Source organism: Lysinibacillus sphaericus OT4b.31 (assembly GCF_000392615.1).
GTDB classification, from domain to species: Bacteria; Bacillota; Bacilli; order Bacillales_A; family Planococcaceae; genus Lysinibacillus; species Lysinibacillus sphaericus_B.
Genome location: NZ_KB933405.1, coordinates 1 through 16,376 on the forward strand (window position 1 = coordinate 1; position 16,376 = coordinate 16,376).

Annotated in this window: 15 protein-coding genes and 1 pseudogene; 6 read left to right on the forward strand and 10 right to left on the reverse strand. The window is 33.5% G+C overall.

Features of this window, described 5'->3' with window-relative positions:
- Positions 1-272: 272 nt before the first annotated feature.
- From H131_RS19935 to H131_RS19950, 4 genes and pseudogenes are all read right to left on the reverse strand, one after another.
- The gene (locus tag H131_RS19935; RefSeq protein WP_010860928.1) at positions 273-941 is read right to left on the reverse strand and encodes a DNA alkylation repair protein; all 669 of its coding nucleotides are present in this window, start codon (positions 939-941) and stop codon (positions 273-275) included.
- Between the two features lie 395 nt (positions 942-1,336).
- A pseudogene (locus H131_RS19940) lies at positions 1,337-2,243 on the reverse strand (NAD(P)/FAD-dependent oxidoreductase).
- A 534-nt stretch (positions 2,244-2,777) separates the two neighbouring features.
- Positions 2,778-2,963: a hypothetical protein gene (locus H131_RS19945; RefSeq protein WP_010860930.1), complete on the reverse strand. Its 186-nt coding sequence runs from the start codon at positions 2,961-2,963 to the stop codon at positions 2,778-2,780.
- 664 nt (positions 2,964-3,627) lie between these two features.
- Positions 3,628-4,773 carry a DUF418 domain-containing protein gene (locus tag H131_RS19950; protein WP_010860931.1) on the reverse strand — a complete coding sequence of 382 codons (1,146 nt, stop codon included), beginning with the start codon at positions 4,771-4,773 and terminating at the stop codon, positions 3,628-3,630.
- A 446-nt stretch (positions 4,774-5,219) separates the two neighbouring features.
- On the opposite strand from H131_RS19950, the gene H131_RS19955 reads away from it, so the two are divergent.
- Both H131_RS19955 and H131_RS19960 read left to right on the forward strand, forming a co-directional pair.
- Positions 5,220-5,489 carry a hypothetical protein gene (locus tag H131_RS19955; RefSeq protein ID WP_010860932.1) on the forward strand — a complete coding sequence of 90 codons (270 nt, stop codon included), beginning with the start codon at positions 5,220-5,222 and terminating at the stop codon, positions 5,487-5,489.
- An 86-nt stretch (positions 5,490-5,575) separates the two neighbouring features.
- Positions 5,576-5,770, forward strand: a complete 195-nt coding sequence (locus H131_RS19960) for a hypothetical protein (RefSeq protein WP_010860933.1) — start codon at positions 5,576-5,578, stop codon at positions 5,768-5,770.
- A 328-nt stretch (positions 5,771-6,098) separates the two neighbouring features.
- Here H131_RS19960 and H131_RS19965 read toward each other — a convergent pair whose 3' ends face one another.
- Together H131_RS19965 and H131_RS19970 are read right to left on the reverse strand one after the other, a co-directional pair.
- Positions 6,099-6,728, reverse strand: coding sequence for a type 1 glutamine amidotransferase family protein (locus H131_RS19965; protein ID WP_010860934.1), 630 nt, complete (start codon positions 6,726-6,728; stop codon positions 6,099-6,101).
- A gap of 72 nt (positions 6,729-6,800) precedes the next feature.
- Positions 6,801-7,763: a helix-turn-helix transcriptional regulator gene (locus H131_RS19970; RefSeq protein WP_010860935.1), complete on the reverse strand. Its 963-nt coding sequence runs from the start codon at positions 7,761-7,763 to the stop codon at positions 6,801-6,803.
- Between the two features lie 331 nt (positions 7,764-8,094).
- Between H131_RS19970 and H131_RS19975 the strand changes: the two genes are divergently transcribed.
- The gene (locus tag H131_RS19975) at positions 8,095-8,421 is read left to right on the forward strand and encodes a BRCT domain-containing protein (protein ID WP_010860936.1); all 327 of its coding nucleotides are present in this window, start codon (positions 8,095-8,097) and stop codon (positions 8,419-8,421) included.
- A gap of 811 nt (positions 8,422-9,232) precedes the next feature.
- Here the strand turns inward: H131_RS19975 and H131_RS23225 are convergent.
- Positions 9,233-9,748, reverse strand: coding sequence for a hypothetical protein (locus tag H131_RS23225; protein ID WP_010860937.1), 516 nt, complete (start codon positions 9,746-9,748; stop codon positions 9,233-9,235).
- A 115-nt stretch (positions 9,749-9,863) separates the two neighbouring features.
- On the opposite strand from H131_RS23225, the gene H131_RS25580 reads away from it, so the two are divergent.
- A complete protein-coding gene (locus tag H131_RS25580) occupies positions 9,864-10,352 on the forward strand; it encodes a hypothetical protein (protein WP_010860938.1) in 489 nt (162 codons plus the stop codon).
- 384 nt (positions 10,353-10,736) lie between these two features.
- Here H131_RS25580 and H131_RS19990 read toward each other — a convergent pair whose 3' ends face one another.
- Together H131_RS19990 and H131_RS19995 are read right to left on the reverse strand one after the other, a co-directional pair.
- Positions 10,737-11,309, reverse strand: coding sequence for a DUF2306 domain-containing protein (locus H131_RS19990; RefSeq protein ID WP_010860939.1), 573 nt, complete (start codon positions 11,307-11,309; stop codon positions 10,737-10,739).
- Positions 11,310-11,679: 370 nt separating this feature from the next.
- Complete coding sequence (locus H131_RS19995) at positions 11,680-12,468, reverse strand: PhzF family phenazine biosynthesis protein (RefSeq protein WP_010860940.1); 789 nt, start codon at positions 12,466-12,468, stop codon at positions 11,680-11,682.
- 189 nt (positions 12,469-12,657) lie between these two features.
- Between H131_RS19995 and pdxR the strand changes: the two genes are divergently transcribed.
- A complete protein-coding gene (gene pdxR / locus H131_RS20000) occupies positions 12,658-14,136 on the forward strand; it encodes a MocR-like pyridoxine biosynthesis transcription factor PdxR (protein ID WP_010860941.1) in 1,479 nt (492 codons plus the stop codon).
- A gap of 279 nt (positions 14,137-14,415) precedes the next feature.
- Here pdxR and H131_RS20005 read toward each other — a convergent pair whose 3' ends face one another.
- Positions 14,416-15,258: a polysaccharide deacetylase family protein gene (locus H131_RS20005; RefSeq protein ID WP_010860942.1), complete on the reverse strand. Its 843-nt coding sequence runs from the start codon at positions 15,256-15,258 to the stop codon at positions 14,416-14,418.
- 297 nt (positions 15,259-15,555) lie between these two features.
- On the opposite strand from H131_RS20005, the gene H131_RS20010 reads away from it, so the two are divergent.
- The gene (locus tag H131_RS20010) at positions 15,556-16,266 is read left to right on the forward strand and encodes an N-acetylmuramoyl-L-alanine amidase family protein (RefSeq protein ID WP_010860943.1); all 711 of its coding nucleotides are present in this window, start codon (positions 15,556-15,558) and stop codon (positions 16,264-16,266) included.
- Positions 16,267-16,376: the final 110 nt, after the last annotated feature.

Consider the following 16,376-nt stretch of genomic DNA (forward strand, 5'->3'; position numbering starts at 1 on the left):
TATTGGCTGGTTTTGTTGAATGTTCTTTTTCTATTGAATAGTATCGTTGCACTCCGCAGCTGGAAAGTTGTTCTTCTTAAAGTTAAGCGCCCTACAGATCAAAAAGAGATAGTAGGTTAATCCTTTACATCTTCCTTGCATTATTTCACTAACTAGCTGCCATAACGAGTTGTTTTCTTTATTTTTCGGTCCAAGTCTAATACAATTTTCATATTGAGGCTTTGAATTCCTTTATTTTTTGCATTAAACCCTAATAAATTTTTCAGAGGTAACTAATTATTATGTCGTTTGTTAACTTCAATCGTAATGAACTCCGGCAAATAGTTGGGAGTACATCCTTTTGCTACTATTTCATCTTTGTAAAGACCCGTTTTCTCACCAAGTTTAATACAACGTGTACGATTCTTTTCATCATAAACGCCTATCCAGCCTGCGGTGAAATTCATAGCCCATTGAACTTCCGGTTCTTCCTTCGTAATATTAGCTTCTAATGCAGATAGCAAGTCTGCGGTGTTATCAGGCGGTGTTTGTCCAGTCCATCTCAATCGCCCTTGATAATACCAGAAAGCTCGCCTTTGAAGAGCAGAAGGACTATTTTCCCATGTCTTCATCAATGCAATCTTCTTCTTGTCTTTGGTGAGCTGATTAGCCATTAACCAATCCATTAAGTTATTTCGCTCATCAAAAGTGTGAGTCTGCATATCCTTATCAAGCTTATTTAGCACATCATGTGAAAGAAGTTTTTTGTCCATAATTAAGATTGCTAATAGTCTGGGCAAAAACTCTTCGGTTGACCAAAGTTCCATAGCTAGTTCGTGATCTTTTTTAATGTCTTTCGCGATTTTTCGTAAGTCGCCTAGCTTAGTTTTACTATTGATCTGAGGTAAAATGTTTTCTGCTTTTGAAGAGCGTTTTATTTCTGTATCTTTTTTTTCATCCATTTTATACAACTCCTTTATTAAAGTACTGTTTCATAATATGTCCTTGACGGGATATATCAAGAACTTAATTTCGTTATAAGTCTTATTGCAGTGGTGTGCCTCCAAAGTTTACCTTTTTTAATATTGTAGGCAAATTCGCATTTATGTTCCTCAATTAATAAGAAGCCATTTACATTTTAACATAAATACCCAATTTTGAATTTTTGGCTCTTTAATAGATTGGGGATTCGGGAAAAGTAAGGGATTTTATTGAAGAAAAGCGCCCGATTGTTGAATAAGTCTATAAACTAAGCTGTGCCGTTAGTTCAATAACTTCAACAAAAAAACTTCAATCCTTTTTAAACAACAAGAAAAAACGAATTCTAAAATCAAAATCCGTTCTTCGTAAATTCTAATCAAAAGCGTTCCATCGTTAAATCAGTATTTACTGAAACCGCAGCTTTATTACCTTTAGCAGCTGAAAGCATTAAAGAGGATGGTTTAGATCTTTCTGTTTCCCCTGCAATATATACGTTTTTTTGGGTTGTTCTACCAACACCATCTGTTATAACTTTTCCATTTTCATGAATTTCACAGCCAAGCTTCTCAGCAAATTGATTTGGGTGATAATAAGATGGGGCAACAAATCCACCCGATCTTATAATTGTTTGCTCCTGTTTCAAACTCTATTTTTTGTAAGTAACCGTCATTACCTATTAAGTCTTTTATCTTTTCCGATATAATTTTGATATTGTGTTTTTGTAACTCTATTTTACCTTCTTTAGATAATTGAACTCCATTCGTTAAGACAACCAAATCCTGCGACCAATTATAAATTAACTTAGTCAAATGCAGTACATGCTCTTCTTTTTCTGCAATAACCACTAATGGCTTATCTTTTTGCTCCCAGCCATCACAATACGGACAACTAAATAGACTTTTCCCATAAAACTTTCTTATACTTGGTATAGTAAATATTTCTTGAATACCGGTGGCGAGTATTATTTTTTCTGAAACAAATTCCTGACTAGTAGATGTTTTGACAGTAAATCGCTCATTACCTATATCCTTAATGATTTCAGTAACTGTTGCAGTAAAATATGATACGGACGGGTAATTCTCCAACTCTTTTAACGCTATTTCTTTAAACGCTTGTGGTTTTATCCCATCTCGAGTAATAAATCCATGTGACGCTTGTGTCACTCTATTCCTATTCGTTCCATCGTCAAATAATGTAATGTTTCTCCTAGCCCTTCCTAAAGTTAAGCTAGCACTTAACCCAGAAGGACCTCCACCTATAATGATACAATCAAGGACATTCATTTTTTTACCTCCGTATTGATTTGGTTTTATTTTGAATTGTTATTTGCAAAAGAGAACTACATTATTTCCCACATGATGGATTTCCATTCTTTACACACTAATATTAAATATGAAAAGAAATGGCGGTGTGTTTAGCGACAACAGGAGACATTGCTTTTATTTTTATTCCTAAATCTGAACATCAATAGTATAGTGAGACTACAAAAATCATTCATGAATAATAAGTTGACAAATCAAAAAGGATCAATTTATCGTTATTAATAAAATAACCCTATTTCATATCGAATTATTCAGTTTAATTCCAACTAGGCAACCTCTTCACAATGTGCGGAGTGTATTTGGCAACACATGGGTGCTAGTGGGTTATATAGGCTTAAAGAAAAAATGAGTTGCCTATGCAACTCATTGTTCTTCAAGTAAAGCACCCCGTTACTGTAAGTACTTTCCTTCACAATCTAACAAATAAAACTACATAATCTAAGCAGAGATAATTAATTCGTTTGATTTCGAAAGGAGAATAGCTCATAATCGTCCCTATAATAATGATACCGATAAAAGAATCGAAAAAGTTAAGCAAATACTCCATAGGGAACCCAGTATTTTTTGATTTTTAATATCTCTATTTTGTTTTAGTTTTTCTAATAGCTGAACTAAATTGATAAACCATAAAAATGAAAATAACAACGGTAAAAAATAATAAAATAAAAATAAATCAGTCATTCCTATCCTCCTTCAAACTGCCCTTAGTTTAACTAACCTGCTGTTTATTTAGTTTTTTAAATGAAAAAGCTAACCTAAAGGCAGCCTTGTTCTGCTAATGCACCTGTTTGTTTAAGTACATATCGCGCCCTTTAACGGAATAACGATCTAATCTATCTTAAGAGCTCTTCAATTAAAGCACCCCGTTTAGTTCAATAAATATTTTTCTAGCTATCCATAATTTAATTGCTCCCACTCACTTAAGTACATACGTTTTGTAATTTTCTTAGGATTTTCAAGTTTACAAATAAACTCTAAACTATTCCATCTGGATCATTAAAATGTATTTTGGCGTGAGCATAACCATTATGAGCCATTCCAAAAGGTTCAAGAGGCTCAAAACCAAATGCTTCTCTTGGTTCATATCCCTTATTTTTAAGCCAACTAACTGATTTATTTAATCCTTCCAACGAGACTTGAAAAGCTATATGTCTGATTGAAGGATGATATTCAATTTCTACTTTATCGGTTTCCCATAATCACAACCAACTTTTATCTTTTTCAATCCACAAAAAAGCTAATTTATCCTCAACACAATGGTCAAACTCTAAACCAAGATTTGTATAAAATTCAATAGGTTTTTTCAGGTTACTTTTAGCAGCACAGCTTCACCCGATACACAATATTAATCCACTTTCCGAGGATTTTTAAAATAAACGAACCACCTTAAAATTATTTCTACTGGACCGAGTGAAAAGCGCTTTAAATATAGTTGACTTGCTTTTAGCTGAATGCCATAAATGATGACCGATAAAAGGATTCCAACAAATATACCCAATTTTCCAAACAACCCAAAACCGTAACCATAAAAAATAATCGTACAAATGAGCGATTGCATTAAATAGTTTGTGAGCGATAGTTTTCCGATTGGGGCAAAATAATCGTTCATTTGCGTTTGATAGCGGCTAAATAACCATGCAAATAAGGCAATATAACCAATCGCTAACACATATGTCCCTGCCGAATAAATAAATAAGCTGTACGGCGTGTCAAAAATAATAATCCCCTTCAGCAATAGCCCGACTGGTACGAACAGCGCCACTTTTTTATATGTCTGAGTGCTTTTCTCTAGCTGTAAAAATGCGCCCCTTTTCGCCAGGCCCATTCCGAATAATACAAATGGACCTACTGCAAGAAAGCTTATAGCAACATATAAAAGCCAGCCAATTGGTAGGATGAATAATAGTGTAAAGCCACCCTCTACAATAAATTCACCTAATCGTTGCGTCAATATTTCTGCATATGTACCGTCCTGATAAATCATGATTTCCGCTGTCGTTAAAGGCTTAACGAGCTGTATAAAACTGCTGCCAAAAAAGGTTCCCACTCCTAGGATTGCTGTTAAAATGAAGCCCCACACAAAATACGTTTTCACACGGCGCTTTAAGAAGAATAATAATAAAATGAAAAGAGTCGAGCCATATGACAATAAAACGTCTCCTTCCCACACAAGCGCAATATGCATCGCCCCTAATACGGATAAGCCAACTGCCCGTCGAAACACAATATTTTTGTACTTTAACCCCGAAGCCTCTCGTGATTCCATCATTTTTATCAAAACATAACCAAATACAAAACCAAAAATCGGATAAAATGACCCTTCTACAACAATTTTTACAAAATAATAACTTACTTTATTAAGCCCGCTCGCCGATTCAAGAATTTCTACTCCTGATGCACCAAATTGGAAATGAAGCATATTTGCTATTAAAATTCCGATTAGCGAAAAACCCCTCAATGCGTCCATCAGTTCAACACGTTCTACCTTCAATTTCTCACCTACTTTTTCGTAATTAATTACTATACGAATGTAGCAAAGAATAGTTTCATGATATTGTAATAAATGGTTTTTTAACCAAAAAAATTACCGGGTACCCTAGAATATTCACATTCACCTACTTAGTCCCTTTCTCAATCCCTGCTTCTATCTCCTTGTATAAGAAAAAAGGGCTGTCTATACAGCTCAACAATCTTCCACGAAAGCCCCGGTTAGCTTAATAAGGGGTGAAACTTACAAATTAGGTTTAATGTATACTCCAGTTGAAACATTAAAGCGCGCTGCTTCCATTTTTGTCTGGTCACTGTTCCAGCCTATTTCTAATAGTAGGTTAATATTGTTCTCTGCATCTTTTCAGAGCATAAAATTGTAACTTAATTACTTTTTATAAAAAAAGTTGGTGCAGAGTCTACATTTTTACAATTGCAGGAATAGTGGTATTGCTAATTGTAGGGTCTGTCTTATTAATACTTCATTTTAAGGCATCGTTGATACCAGATGAAAAAGAAGAAGCAAAAGTAATTTCACAAGCAGAACAATACTTACGAGAGATATATCCAACCATGGAATACGAAATCACTCATGTCCTTTATGATCGTGATAATCAATATGATAGTTTTTATTATGCTGCAGTGATTTTAAATATAGAAACACAACATACATTCATGGTTTACGAAAACAGTTATACGGAACAAAGGAAGATGATATAACAATCCAAGAGGAAACAAATTTCATCGAACAAGTAAGACAGAAAGTTTTCAGTTATATAACTGAAACATTTGGAGAACCACAGGGTATGGCATTTACGCCTTCATATGCATTGGGGGGTACACCTACGCTTAATATTAGCTTAAACAACAAAAAAAAAGAGATAAACGAAGAAATGTTTCAATCTTTTATTGATTATCTCCAACATGAATTAAATGTCGAACAAGCACAAGCACATGTAAATATTATGTATGATAATGAAATAAGGGATAAAGAATTTTAATAAAGCATGAGGATATTTTTTCTCATGCTTTATTTTGTTTAAACTTCAATTGCTATTTATTTTGGAAAATTTATAGTTTATTAGACAATTCCTTCTTGAACTAATTAGAACCATAAAGTTGTTTCTGTAAAATTTGAAAGGCAACCATTAATCATAGCCCCCAATTATTTAACTAATCTTTCAATTCATTCTTTGCTTCATCCACAAATGACCAATACATTTGATAAAATTCTTTCTCTTCATCGATTCTGCTGGTGTTAGACCATAATGCCAATTTCCATTAACACATGCTAATAATGTATGTCCTCCGACCATTACATCTAATCAGCTATTTAACAGAATTCATTAATTCAAAGAAGTATTTTGGTTCTTGAGTTTGATTTAGATTGAACCATGATTGTAATGTCTCTAGTGCAAATACATCTAGCACCTTCAATACATGCATCGCAAATTCCAACGGCGCTATTCCTGATGCCGTAACTAAATTCCCATCAGTTACTGCTGGTTCCATTTCATAATATTTTTCTCCAATATAATGAGGACAAATCATTTTTAGATATTCTAGATTGTTGCTTGTATGCCTTCTTGCGTCTAGCAATCCTACCTTTGCAAGCCCCAATGTTGCCCCACAAATCGCCGCAACAACAGTACCTTCTTGTAAAGATTGACCAGCTTTTTTCAATATAGGTTCGTGCATTGCCTCTAACCAAGTGTTCCCACCTGGAAGAACTAAAACATCCTTGCTTTCCAACATACATTCGTCAATCGAAATACTAGGTAGTATCGTCAATCCGCCCATTGTAGTAACAGAATTTTTATCAATGCCTACCGCAACCACCTCTAAAGGTGCTAAATCTTTTTTAAAATATCTGCCCGAGTTCAGTTCAGCAATTAAATAACCTACTTCCCAGTCTGCCATCGTATCAAATACATAAAGATACACTTTTTTTGTATACATACTACACACTCCTTTTAGTCGATATACCCTATTATAAAAAAACTTCACTGACATCCTCCGTCAGTAAAGTTTTCAAACTTGATAATAATTTATTAATTCATAGAGAACTTCAATCAGTTTTTGCTTCAAACTTTCCGGTTCAATTACTTGAATAGATTTGCCATAGGGTAAAAGTAAATACGGTACATACGTATGAATTGCTTCTTCTTCTAGTAGAAATATCACTGTATTTGAAGTCCGTTCTTTGAAATGATGTCCTAAAAACCAATGCTGGCATAAGTTATCTAACGCACTTGCCTTACCACCAACAACTAAAGGCATAAGCCCTTGCTTATCTTCTACTTCTGGAAGTAGGTTTTTCATAAAAAATTCATCTGCCGAAAAAGACGTTGGTCGATGGAAAGTACTTTCTGTTTGACTAATACTAACAATTCTCCCCACTCTAAAACTGCGGATGTCATTCCTTAGATGACAAAAAGCTATGACATACCAATTGTTATTCCAATAAAGTATGCCATATGGATCAACAATCCGACGTTTAGGTTGCTGTTCACGACTTGTATGGTATTCAATTTCTACAGACGATTCGTGTACTATACCTTGCTCCAATTTTTTCAATATTGGCTCCAGAGATGCTTTTCCGATTGGACTGAGTACTTCAAGTCCTTGTAAATGTTGCTTGATCAGTCTTTCCTGCTCTTGATTGGCATACATCTGTAGCTTTGATGTTGCTCTGTCCAATGCCTCCCCTAAAAAATATCCAGCTTCTTTTGCAAAAGTAGCAGCATGTTGTAATGCCGTTTGCTCCTCCACATCAAATAGAAGTGGACTTTCAATAAAATTATTCAGCAGGGTATACCCCCCATTATGACCAGAGTCAGCGATAATCGGCACACCACTGGCAGAAAGTGCATCAATATAACGGTAAACAGTCCTGATATTCATCTCTAACTTTTCAGCTATTTGTTGTGCAGTCATTTTCCTGCCAGAATGCAACATCCATAGAATCGCCATCATGTTGTCAATTTTAGCCATAATTTTTCACCTCAAAATTCCGCTTTATCCGAACGTCGTCTTCAATAGCCCATAAATTCATTTTGCTTAACACATGTAATTTCAATGTTAAAAGTGTATGTTAACACATTTAGTAAAAACCGGTTCAGTTCCATGACTAATTTGAGTGCTGTTTCAACTAGTATATAATTAAAACATAACATTTCATCGATAATTGCATTTGAATGTTTTATATTGAAATAAAGGTAGTAACAGATTTTTTTCTGAAGATAATTGTATGAAATGTCACATGAAGAAAAAATACCTTGTGATGTAATTCATCAATCTTTCTAAACAATTAAGGAGAGCCAACATGCACAAACATAAAGACAACCCAGAAGTCATCTTCTTTTGTGACCCATCGGAATGCCCGATGCATCCATTTGATAAAAAACAAATCGTCTTTACAGGGGCCCTTTCCACGATGACACGTTCAGAGGCTGCAAAAAAAGTACGAGTTTTTGGAGGAATTATGCAAGGAGCCGTTACCCAGGAGACAGCTTTCTTAATTCTTGGAGATAAACGTCGTGGTATAAGTACGAAACAATTAAAAGCTGAGCAGTTGATTAGCCACGGCATCGATATTCAGATTATACCAGAGGCTGATTTTTTGTGGCTCATTTCTATGCACAAAGAATAGCCATCACCATCTTTTACGTGGAAATAGCTTAATCAAAAATTAATACGTATAAAAAATAATTTTTGGACTATACTATTAAAGATTTCACTTTGAATCCTATATGACTAGGAGGGTTAACCCGATGAGTAAGGTTGATCGATAGCTCTGAAGGACCATCAATACTGATAAAGCTAAAGTACGGTTTTCTTAGGTAAATCTTAGAATCCAATGCGGAAGCGAGGCAGTGTGTCATGGAGGAATAAATGTAAGTGGTAATCGAACCCGGAATTTATTTTCCGGGTTTTTTTATTGTCTGTCTAAAATCCCTTGCTTGGCAAGAGGTTACTTGCCCTTATTTTTTTATGTCCAACTTAGAGGTATCGATTCATTTTTTTGTTCGTTAATTTACTTCATATGTATACCCCCTTCTTATTTGAAATAACAGGAAGGAGGTAAGACTTGTCATACTATTAGAAGAATTTTTATGTAAGAGACAGACAGCATTTATTGAATTATTTGGTAACAGCGAAACATACATCAATTGGCTTATTAGTATATCCGCTTCCTTTTAATGTATCCCAACCAATAACAGGATCATTCTAGATTGCAAAATTTTTCAACTAAAAAAATTGGGTATGCCTTAATGTTATAAGTTTTTCCGGCTGAAACTGCAATTGGATAGTCATCAGTAAAACTTACATATGCTCAAGTAACTCCATAAAAAAGAACAGATCATACGAATGGTTAACAAAACCATTTGTATAATCTGTATTCTTCCTAATTGTATACGTTTTTAAAGTGGTAAGAATATTTTTTTATCGTATATTTGTGCTCAATTACTTTTGTACTCAATTACATGTAATACTTTTACTTCAATACTTTTTGAATATTCTTCTAGCGTTTCTTCCGTTTCTCCCCCTTTAAACTGCACCTCTTTCTGTGCTTTTGCAATGACCTCAATCACTTCTTGTTTAGATACATTCTTAGATGCTGCAATTTCTACAACCGATTTACCAGTTGCCAATTGTTGTTTTAATTCTGTTGCATTCATATTTAATAAAGAAAATAGGTCCTGATTATTTAAAAACGCATTTGCAAAGTAATCAGGCTGACCATTCGTTGTAAACAAAGCCTCATCAGTAAAACTAAATTCAGTTGGTAGTTCTTTACTTTTTTGAGTTGGTAGCTCTTTACTTTCTTGTTTTGTTGTTTCATCCGTTTGTGTGTGAACTATTTGTACGGGTTTTACTGACTCATCTTTCTGAATTTGTGTAGCGTAGGTATGCCCGCCGCCTACTATAAATGCTGTTGAAATACCAAATGCAATGATTAAATTCTTTTTACTCATCTTAATCCCTCTTTTCATTTATTTGTATTACATAAACTATTATTGCTGAACAATGTAAAGATAAAATCAAGATGAGATGAATTCAGAATGAAAATTTTCAACAGAATTTAAAAACATGTATTCTGTCATGCCACAAGAAGATATTCCTACAGATATTTTGGATGCTTTATGGCAAGATCACAAATTAAATGCGATGGACAATCCTTATGGGACAAGTCACGCTCATTTAAAGGGTAATTGTGCACATATGGAAGCACCACCGTGTTTAACGTGTCACGATGGAAGTCCATGTAAGGACTTAGCAATTGACTTTTCCGAATTAGACGTACAGAAATATGAACGAATTGAGACCCTACGCCAGCAGCAAGCACAAACCCCTACACCAAAACAGAGAAAACGTGAGATGAGTGATAGCAATAAAGATGTAATTATTGAATCATTGAAGCGAAGAATCATGAAAAAGGAGGAAGAAAACAAACAATTGCGGAATCAACTAAAAATGGCATACACAGACGGCTATAATCAAATATATAAATTGAAAGATGCAATTTTATCACAAACACTTAAACTTAGCGGCAGTTTTGTTGCCAGTTGCTATATGTGAAGGCTTATCAGCACTTAGTGTACCGAACTCCAACGAAGGAATCTTTCATGCAATAAACAACCAGTCATAATCAAAATATATGGAAATAATAAATTTTTTTTATTTTATCTTAATAAAACCAATACCCTTTCAACATTGAATTTATTGGAAGGGTATTAAAGTTGTTTAATTTTATTTGAGATCGTTATTTTACAAATAAAGCTGAAAAATAAACTTGTTTTTCGAGAATCGAATCCCGATAATAACACCCTCAAATTGAGTATTACTCATTTATTACTTCACTATTTTTTCCAAAAACTTTTAATATTTAATTTGAAAAGGCTTATAATTATTTAATATCATGCTAGAATTTTTTTCTTAATCACAATTTCTGCTATAGCTAAACTAATAATCCAGCATAGCCACACAGCAATAGTATAAAAGCCCATAGGAAAGATTTAATCCATTATGTGTAACTGCGACAATAATATAAATGATTGTATTGGCAAAAGTGAGAAAGAAACTCCGAGTAATCCATTGACTATGTCTTACAATATCTTTTCTTTTGATAGATTTATAACCGAGAGTTGTTGTTATCAGCCAGAGCGTATTTAAAATAAGAAATCCGAAAGTACTTAGCCAACCACCTGTCGCAAATAGAGAAACATATACACCGGGGATAAAGTTTAATACAATTGAAAAGATATAGATTCGACCATTAAAACGGTGAAATGGTAATCGTTTATTCCGTAAACTTTTCATCATGCCTACTGGGCCTGTCAATAAAGCAATGACAGCTAGAATAATATGTATCCGTAACATGACGGCCCATACAGTAGGATTAGAAATGATTTCATCCTTATTGTTCAGGAACTTTTCAAAATCGGGATCCACCATAAAATTTTTCGATAATGTATGCATGATCCACATAAAAGCAATGATAAATAAACCAATTACAAGTAATTTTTGTTTTCTCATAAGTAGCTCCCTCCATTAGAAATTCCGAAACTATCGTTCAAACCACTTGTCTAGGACCATCATGTCCTAAAGAAATCACCATCATTAAAACATACAATCATATTAGTTTTAACATACTATAATCTCCCTTTTAAGTACTTATTTTGTTTATACAGAGTGAGTTCTTTCCTTTTTCACATTAAGCTCAGGAAGTGACAATGTAAGAATTGCGGCAATTAACAAAATAATAATTGAAAGATAAAAAGAAAAATTATATGTGGCATGGTAATTGTACATTAACCCTGGTACATATGATCCAATCTTTCACTTTCTTTATAAACTTTTATTTTCGATTGATTAAAACATATCATTTAAAAAAGTACATTTTTTGTTATAAATTTAATTGGAGATCTGCAATTGAATATAAAACAGCGGAACCACTTATTTTTACTCTATCCTCTTTGTATTTACAGTATAGTGTTCCACCACGTTTAGAGAGCTGTCTAGCAATCATGTCGTTTTTTTCTAATCGTTTTGCCCAAAAAGGAATTAAACTACAGTGTGCTGAGCCACAAACTGGATCTTCATTTACCTGTAACTTTGGCCAAAAAGCTCTGGATACAAAATCAACTGCTTTTCCCTTTGCAGTCACAAAAACTGCAAGTCCTTCTGGAAATTGTGCTAATTTAGCAAAGTCAGGAGATAAATTAAGCACATCATCTTCTTTTTCGAGTACAAACACCAAATCTCTCCCTATATAGGTTTCAATAGGCGTTATACCAAGTGCTTCCACCATCTGTTCTGTCAGAATATATTCCTCAATTTTAATACTCGGAAAATCCAATTCATAAAGATTATTATTTTTCAAAACAATCAGTTCCCCGCTCATTGTTTGAAATCTGATTTTTTCTAGTTGTTTTTCATAATAGTTAGTGATTACATATGCGGTTGCTAAGGTAGCATGTCCGCAAAGATCAATTTCCCCTCCTGGTGTAAACCATCTTAAATGATAATTGTCTTTATCCCCTTCCTTTACAGCAAACGCTGTTTCAGAAAGGTTATTCTCGCTAGCAATTTTCTGCATCAAATCCTCAGGTAACCAATCTTCCATAATACAAACACCAGCTGGATTACCTTCGAATAATTTTTCAGCGAAAGCATCTACTACATAATATTTCATATTGAAAAACCTCCTGTATATTATCTTTTCTTTTGTATTACTTAAACTGTTCAAGCTTCTCTCAATTTTTTAACATCGCAATACACCCTTCCCAGTGTTATAATTTGTTCATTTGAAATCCCCTATATTTTATACCGAAACCATGTATAACACTCAATGCACTTGTATAACACTTAATGGAGGGTAAACATGCATATTGAAATTCAACGAAATTCTGAAACTTCACTTTCCAAACAAATATTTCTATCCATTGTTGATCACATACGATCAGGTCTAATACCACAAGGTAGTCAGTTACCTTCTGTCCGCGAATTATCTAAAGAGTTAGAAGTAAGTTTTGTTACTGTTGTAAAGGCATATAAAGAACTTGAAAAGGGAAATTTTATAACTTCTATTCAAGGAAAAGGTACATTTGTAAATACTGAAGAAACAGAAATAGAGGAAATAAAAAACGATTATTTACCATTTAATTGGCAACTATCTATACAAGATTATCTTCCGAGAGCTCAGTTTTCCCGCTTTCATCACGTTCCAGGTGAAATTCAACTTTCTTCTTCTATGATTGACCCTGGGCTTCTTCCTAATCGATATTTAGAGCAAGAAATTCATAAAATGCTTTCGGAGAATCCAAGAATTTTATCACAATACAGTGAAATCCAAGGAGACTATAATCTGAGGGAAGCAATGACTCAATATTTAAAACAATTTGAAGTTCCTACTACACCTGATAACCTTTTAATTACAAATGGTTCGCAGCAAGGATTAGACCTTGTCGCACGTACATTTGTTGGCCCAGGCGATGTTGTGGTAATGGAAAGTCCTACTTATCCAGGGGCAATTGATATTTTTAGAGGGAGAGGCGCTACGATACTTACAGTTCCAGTTGATAAAGAGGGTATGAAAGTGGATATACTTCAAAATTTATGTGATAAATACAAACCAAAAATTATTTATACAATACCTACATTTCATAATCCTACAGGTGCGGTTATGTCCCTAAAGCGACGTAGGCAAATATTAGAGATAGCTAAAAGTATTCAATGTATTATTGTAGAAGATGACCCATGGGGTGAGATTTATTTTGATAAAAAACCTCCTGCTCCTATTAAAAGTATAGATTATTATGGTCATGTGATCTATTTAAAAGGGCTGAGTAAAACATTAGCTCCAAGTTGCAGAATTGGGATACTTTCAGCTTCAGGTTCTATATTCAATCGACTATTAGCGGCTAAATCAAATGCTGATTTAGGAAGTCCATTATTAACACAAAAGTCATTATTACCATTCATTACTTCAAAAAAAATGATTGATCATATGAAAAAATTAAGAACAGCCTTAAGAGTAAGACGAGATTTGACTCTCGATTTATTATCACAATACGCGCCAGAAGAGATTTCATGGATTATACCAAATGGAGGGTTGAACATATGGATTAGTCTTCCAACCTGGATAGATACAAATCTGCTACTCATGGAAGCCAAAAAAAATTTTGTAACATTTTTACCGGGATCAGCTTGTTACCCTGTGGAGCAAGAGAATCACCATATGCGATTAAGCTTTTCTTATATGAATGAACAACAGTTACAACATGGAATTATAACATTATGTAATATTTTCAATTCTGAAATTACATCCAAAAAAATGAAAAATAATACTCCCTATTTTTAAAAAGGTTCATTTATTCTTTTAGAAATGACAAAAAAGTAAAATAAACGTTTTTTTGACATGCTTTTAATATCTCTTCTTTCATTAAATCAACGTTTGAAGCATCTTTTTAATCAATTTTTAAAAAAGCAATAACCAGACTTTGTTACAAATAATCTAACTTAATTTCAAATCTACAATAAAAGGGTAATACATATTAGTCATGTGTAGTATGTATTACCCTTTATTTTAAAAAGCTCTATATATAGATCTTGATAAACCTAATACATCCACCACCATTTTTCACAACCGTTTATCATTGCGAAAATTTAAAGGGAAATGAACAAAGTCATGATAAACACCAAACTTATACCCTCTTTCCTTATAAAAAGAAATAATGTCTGGAAGTACTTGAAGTGTTTGATGTACTTCATGCATGAGTACAACTTCTACATCTCTTGAAGTTCCATTTTTTATGTTTTCTACAATTTGATAAGGGTTATTTTTCAATTTCCAGTCTAAAGAATCAATTGTCCAATCCCATACTTTAATATTCGCTTCTACAATTTGATTGCGAAGTTGTTCATTATCTAAGCCTGGTACTGAACCATATGGCGCTCTAACTAATTTAGGGTTTGTACCTGTAATATCATGAATTATAGCAATTGCTTCATTCATTTCTTGTACAAACTGACCGTCCGTGTATAGATGTTTACTATTATGTGTCATGCTATGTGCTCCTACATAATGCCCTTCAGATGTAGCTCGCTTTACATTGTTTTGTAAATTTTCATTCTGCAAATTGGCTCCTTGCATAAAAAAAGTTGCTTTTACATCATGTTCTTTTAATACATCTAAAAATTGTCCCGTCAAAAGACTAGGACCATCATCAAATGTTAGATATACAACTTTTCCTAAGGGTCTACTTATTGGTTTATTCTCTATTTTAAGCTCCTCTTTTATGACTTCACTTTGTTGCTGTGGTGCCATTTGTTTACTTTGTTCCTCTGCAATTATTTTGACAGGTAGTGTATTGGATTTCTCTCTTATATAGAACATTAGAATAATAGTAGTTAGAACAATTCCGATTATTTTTAGTCCTTCTATTACCCCATTCTTCTTGATAGTTTTTCGTGATGTTTTCATATTGTTCAACCTCTCCTTTACAAAGGCTAGTCTAATTGAACAATATAAAGATAAAATGCAGATTGTGTCGAGTTAAATTAAAGAAAATTGCTGACTCTGCTCTTTTTCTTTTTAATTGAAATGTGTATGGTCAGCTCACTCTCTCAACGGTTCAACGATTTATCTTTGAACATAAAGCACGGTCAGGAATTAGTTTTATTTCATATTTATCTTTTCTTCATTTTATCTTTATCTAGACATCTTACTATTGGTTCATGTTAATCAGCTGAACTTAATAGATTAGGAGTGTTTAAAAAAATGAAGAAAAATAGTTGGAAGTATCTTTTAGTATCTTTTATTTGTTCTAGTTTCGTTTGTCTAATGTATGTTACTCAAGGTAATAGTGCTGAGATAATTGAAATTGACAATAATGCAATAGAAAGTAATACCATTGGTTTATTAGAGGGGAAAAACATTGTGATTGATCCTGGCCATGGCGGCGTTGATATTGGCACAACTGGCTTAACCTTTGGAACAAGCGAAAAAGAGGTGAATCTTACAGTAGCACAAAATATTAAGCGGGAGCTTGAAAAAAGAACAGCCGCAACAGTCGTCTTAACACGTGATAAAGATATAGATTTAGGCCGTAATCAAAGAGAAGCATTACAAAAAAGAATTCAAATTGCCGATGATGTTTCAGCTGATTTGTATATTAGTATTCATCATGACGCTTTTACCGACCCTAGTGTTAACGGAATAGCTGTTCATTACAGTTCACATCAAAACAAGAGCGAAAAATTAGCTGAAATCCTGCAAGCATCTATCTTTAAACAAAGTATTAATGCCAAAAATCGTGGTGTAAGAGACAGTGATTTTTATGTTTTAAAGAATAATTCCGCTCCTGCAGTATTACTAGAGCTGGGCTTTACGTCAAATAAAGAAGATGAAATCCGAATGGTTTCTAAAGATTTCCAAAGCAAAATTGCCATTTCTATCGTTGATGGGATTATTGAATTCTTTGCAAAATAAATCAATATGAAATAGGTAGCTCCACAAAAAACAGCTCATACGAATGGTTTATAAAACCGTTTGTATGAGCTGTTTTTCACTCTTTTATTAGTAAATAAAAATAAAACTGT

Excerpts from the sequence above, each read along its gene's own strand:
- H131_RS23225 (WP_010860937.1), bottom strand. The coding sequence starts at position 9,748 with ATGAGTAAAAAGAATTTAATCATTGCATTTGGTATTTCAACAGCATTT.
- H131_RS19970 (WP_010860935.1), bottom strand. The coding sequence starts at position 7,763 with ATGGCTAAAATTGACAACATGATGGCGATTCTATGGATGTTGCATTCT.
- H131_RS19945 (WP_010860930.1), bottom strand. The coding sequence starts at position 2,963 with ATGACTGATTTATTTTTATTTTATTATTTTTTACCGTTGTTATTTTCA.
- H131_RS20005 (WP_010860942.1), bottom strand. The coding sequence starts at position 15,258 with ATGAAAACATCACGAAAAACTATCAAGAAGAATGGGGTAATAGAAGGA.
- H131_RS19990 (WP_010860939.1), bottom strand. The coding sequence starts at position 11,309 with ATGAGAAAACAAAAATTACTTGTAATTGGTTTATTTATCATTGCTTTT.
- pdxR (WP_010860941.1), top strand. The coding sequence starts at position 12,658 with ATGCATATTGAAATTCAACGAAATTCTGAAACTTCACTTTCCAAACAA.
- H131_RS25580 (WP_010860938.1), top strand. The coding sequence starts at position 9,864 with ATGTATTCTGTCATGCCACAAGAAGATATTCCTACAGATATTTTGGAT.
- H131_RS19975 (WP_010860936.1), top strand. The coding sequence starts at position 8,095 with ATGCACAAACATAAAGACAACCCAGAAGTCATCTTCTTTTGTGACCCA.
- H131_RS19935 (WP_010860928.1), bottom strand. The coding sequence starts at position 941 with ATGGATGAAAAAAAAGATACAGAAATAAAACGCTCTTCAAAAGCAGAA.
- H131_RS19965 (WP_010860934.1), bottom strand. The coding sequence starts at position 6,728 with ATGTATACAAAAAAAGTGTATCTTTATGTATTTGATACGATGGCAGAC.
- H131_RS20010 (WP_010860943.1), top strand. The coding sequence starts at position 15,556 with ATGAAGAAAAATAGTTGGAAGTATCTTTTAGTATCTTTTATTTGTTCT.
- H131_RS19960 (WP_010860933.1), top strand. The coding sequence starts at position 5,576 with ATGGCATTTACGCCTTCATATGCATTGGGGGGTACACCTACGCTTAAT.
- H131_RS19995 (WP_010860940.1), bottom strand. The coding sequence starts at position 12,468 with ATGAAATATTATGTAGTAGATGCTTTCGCTGAAAAATTATTCGAAGGT.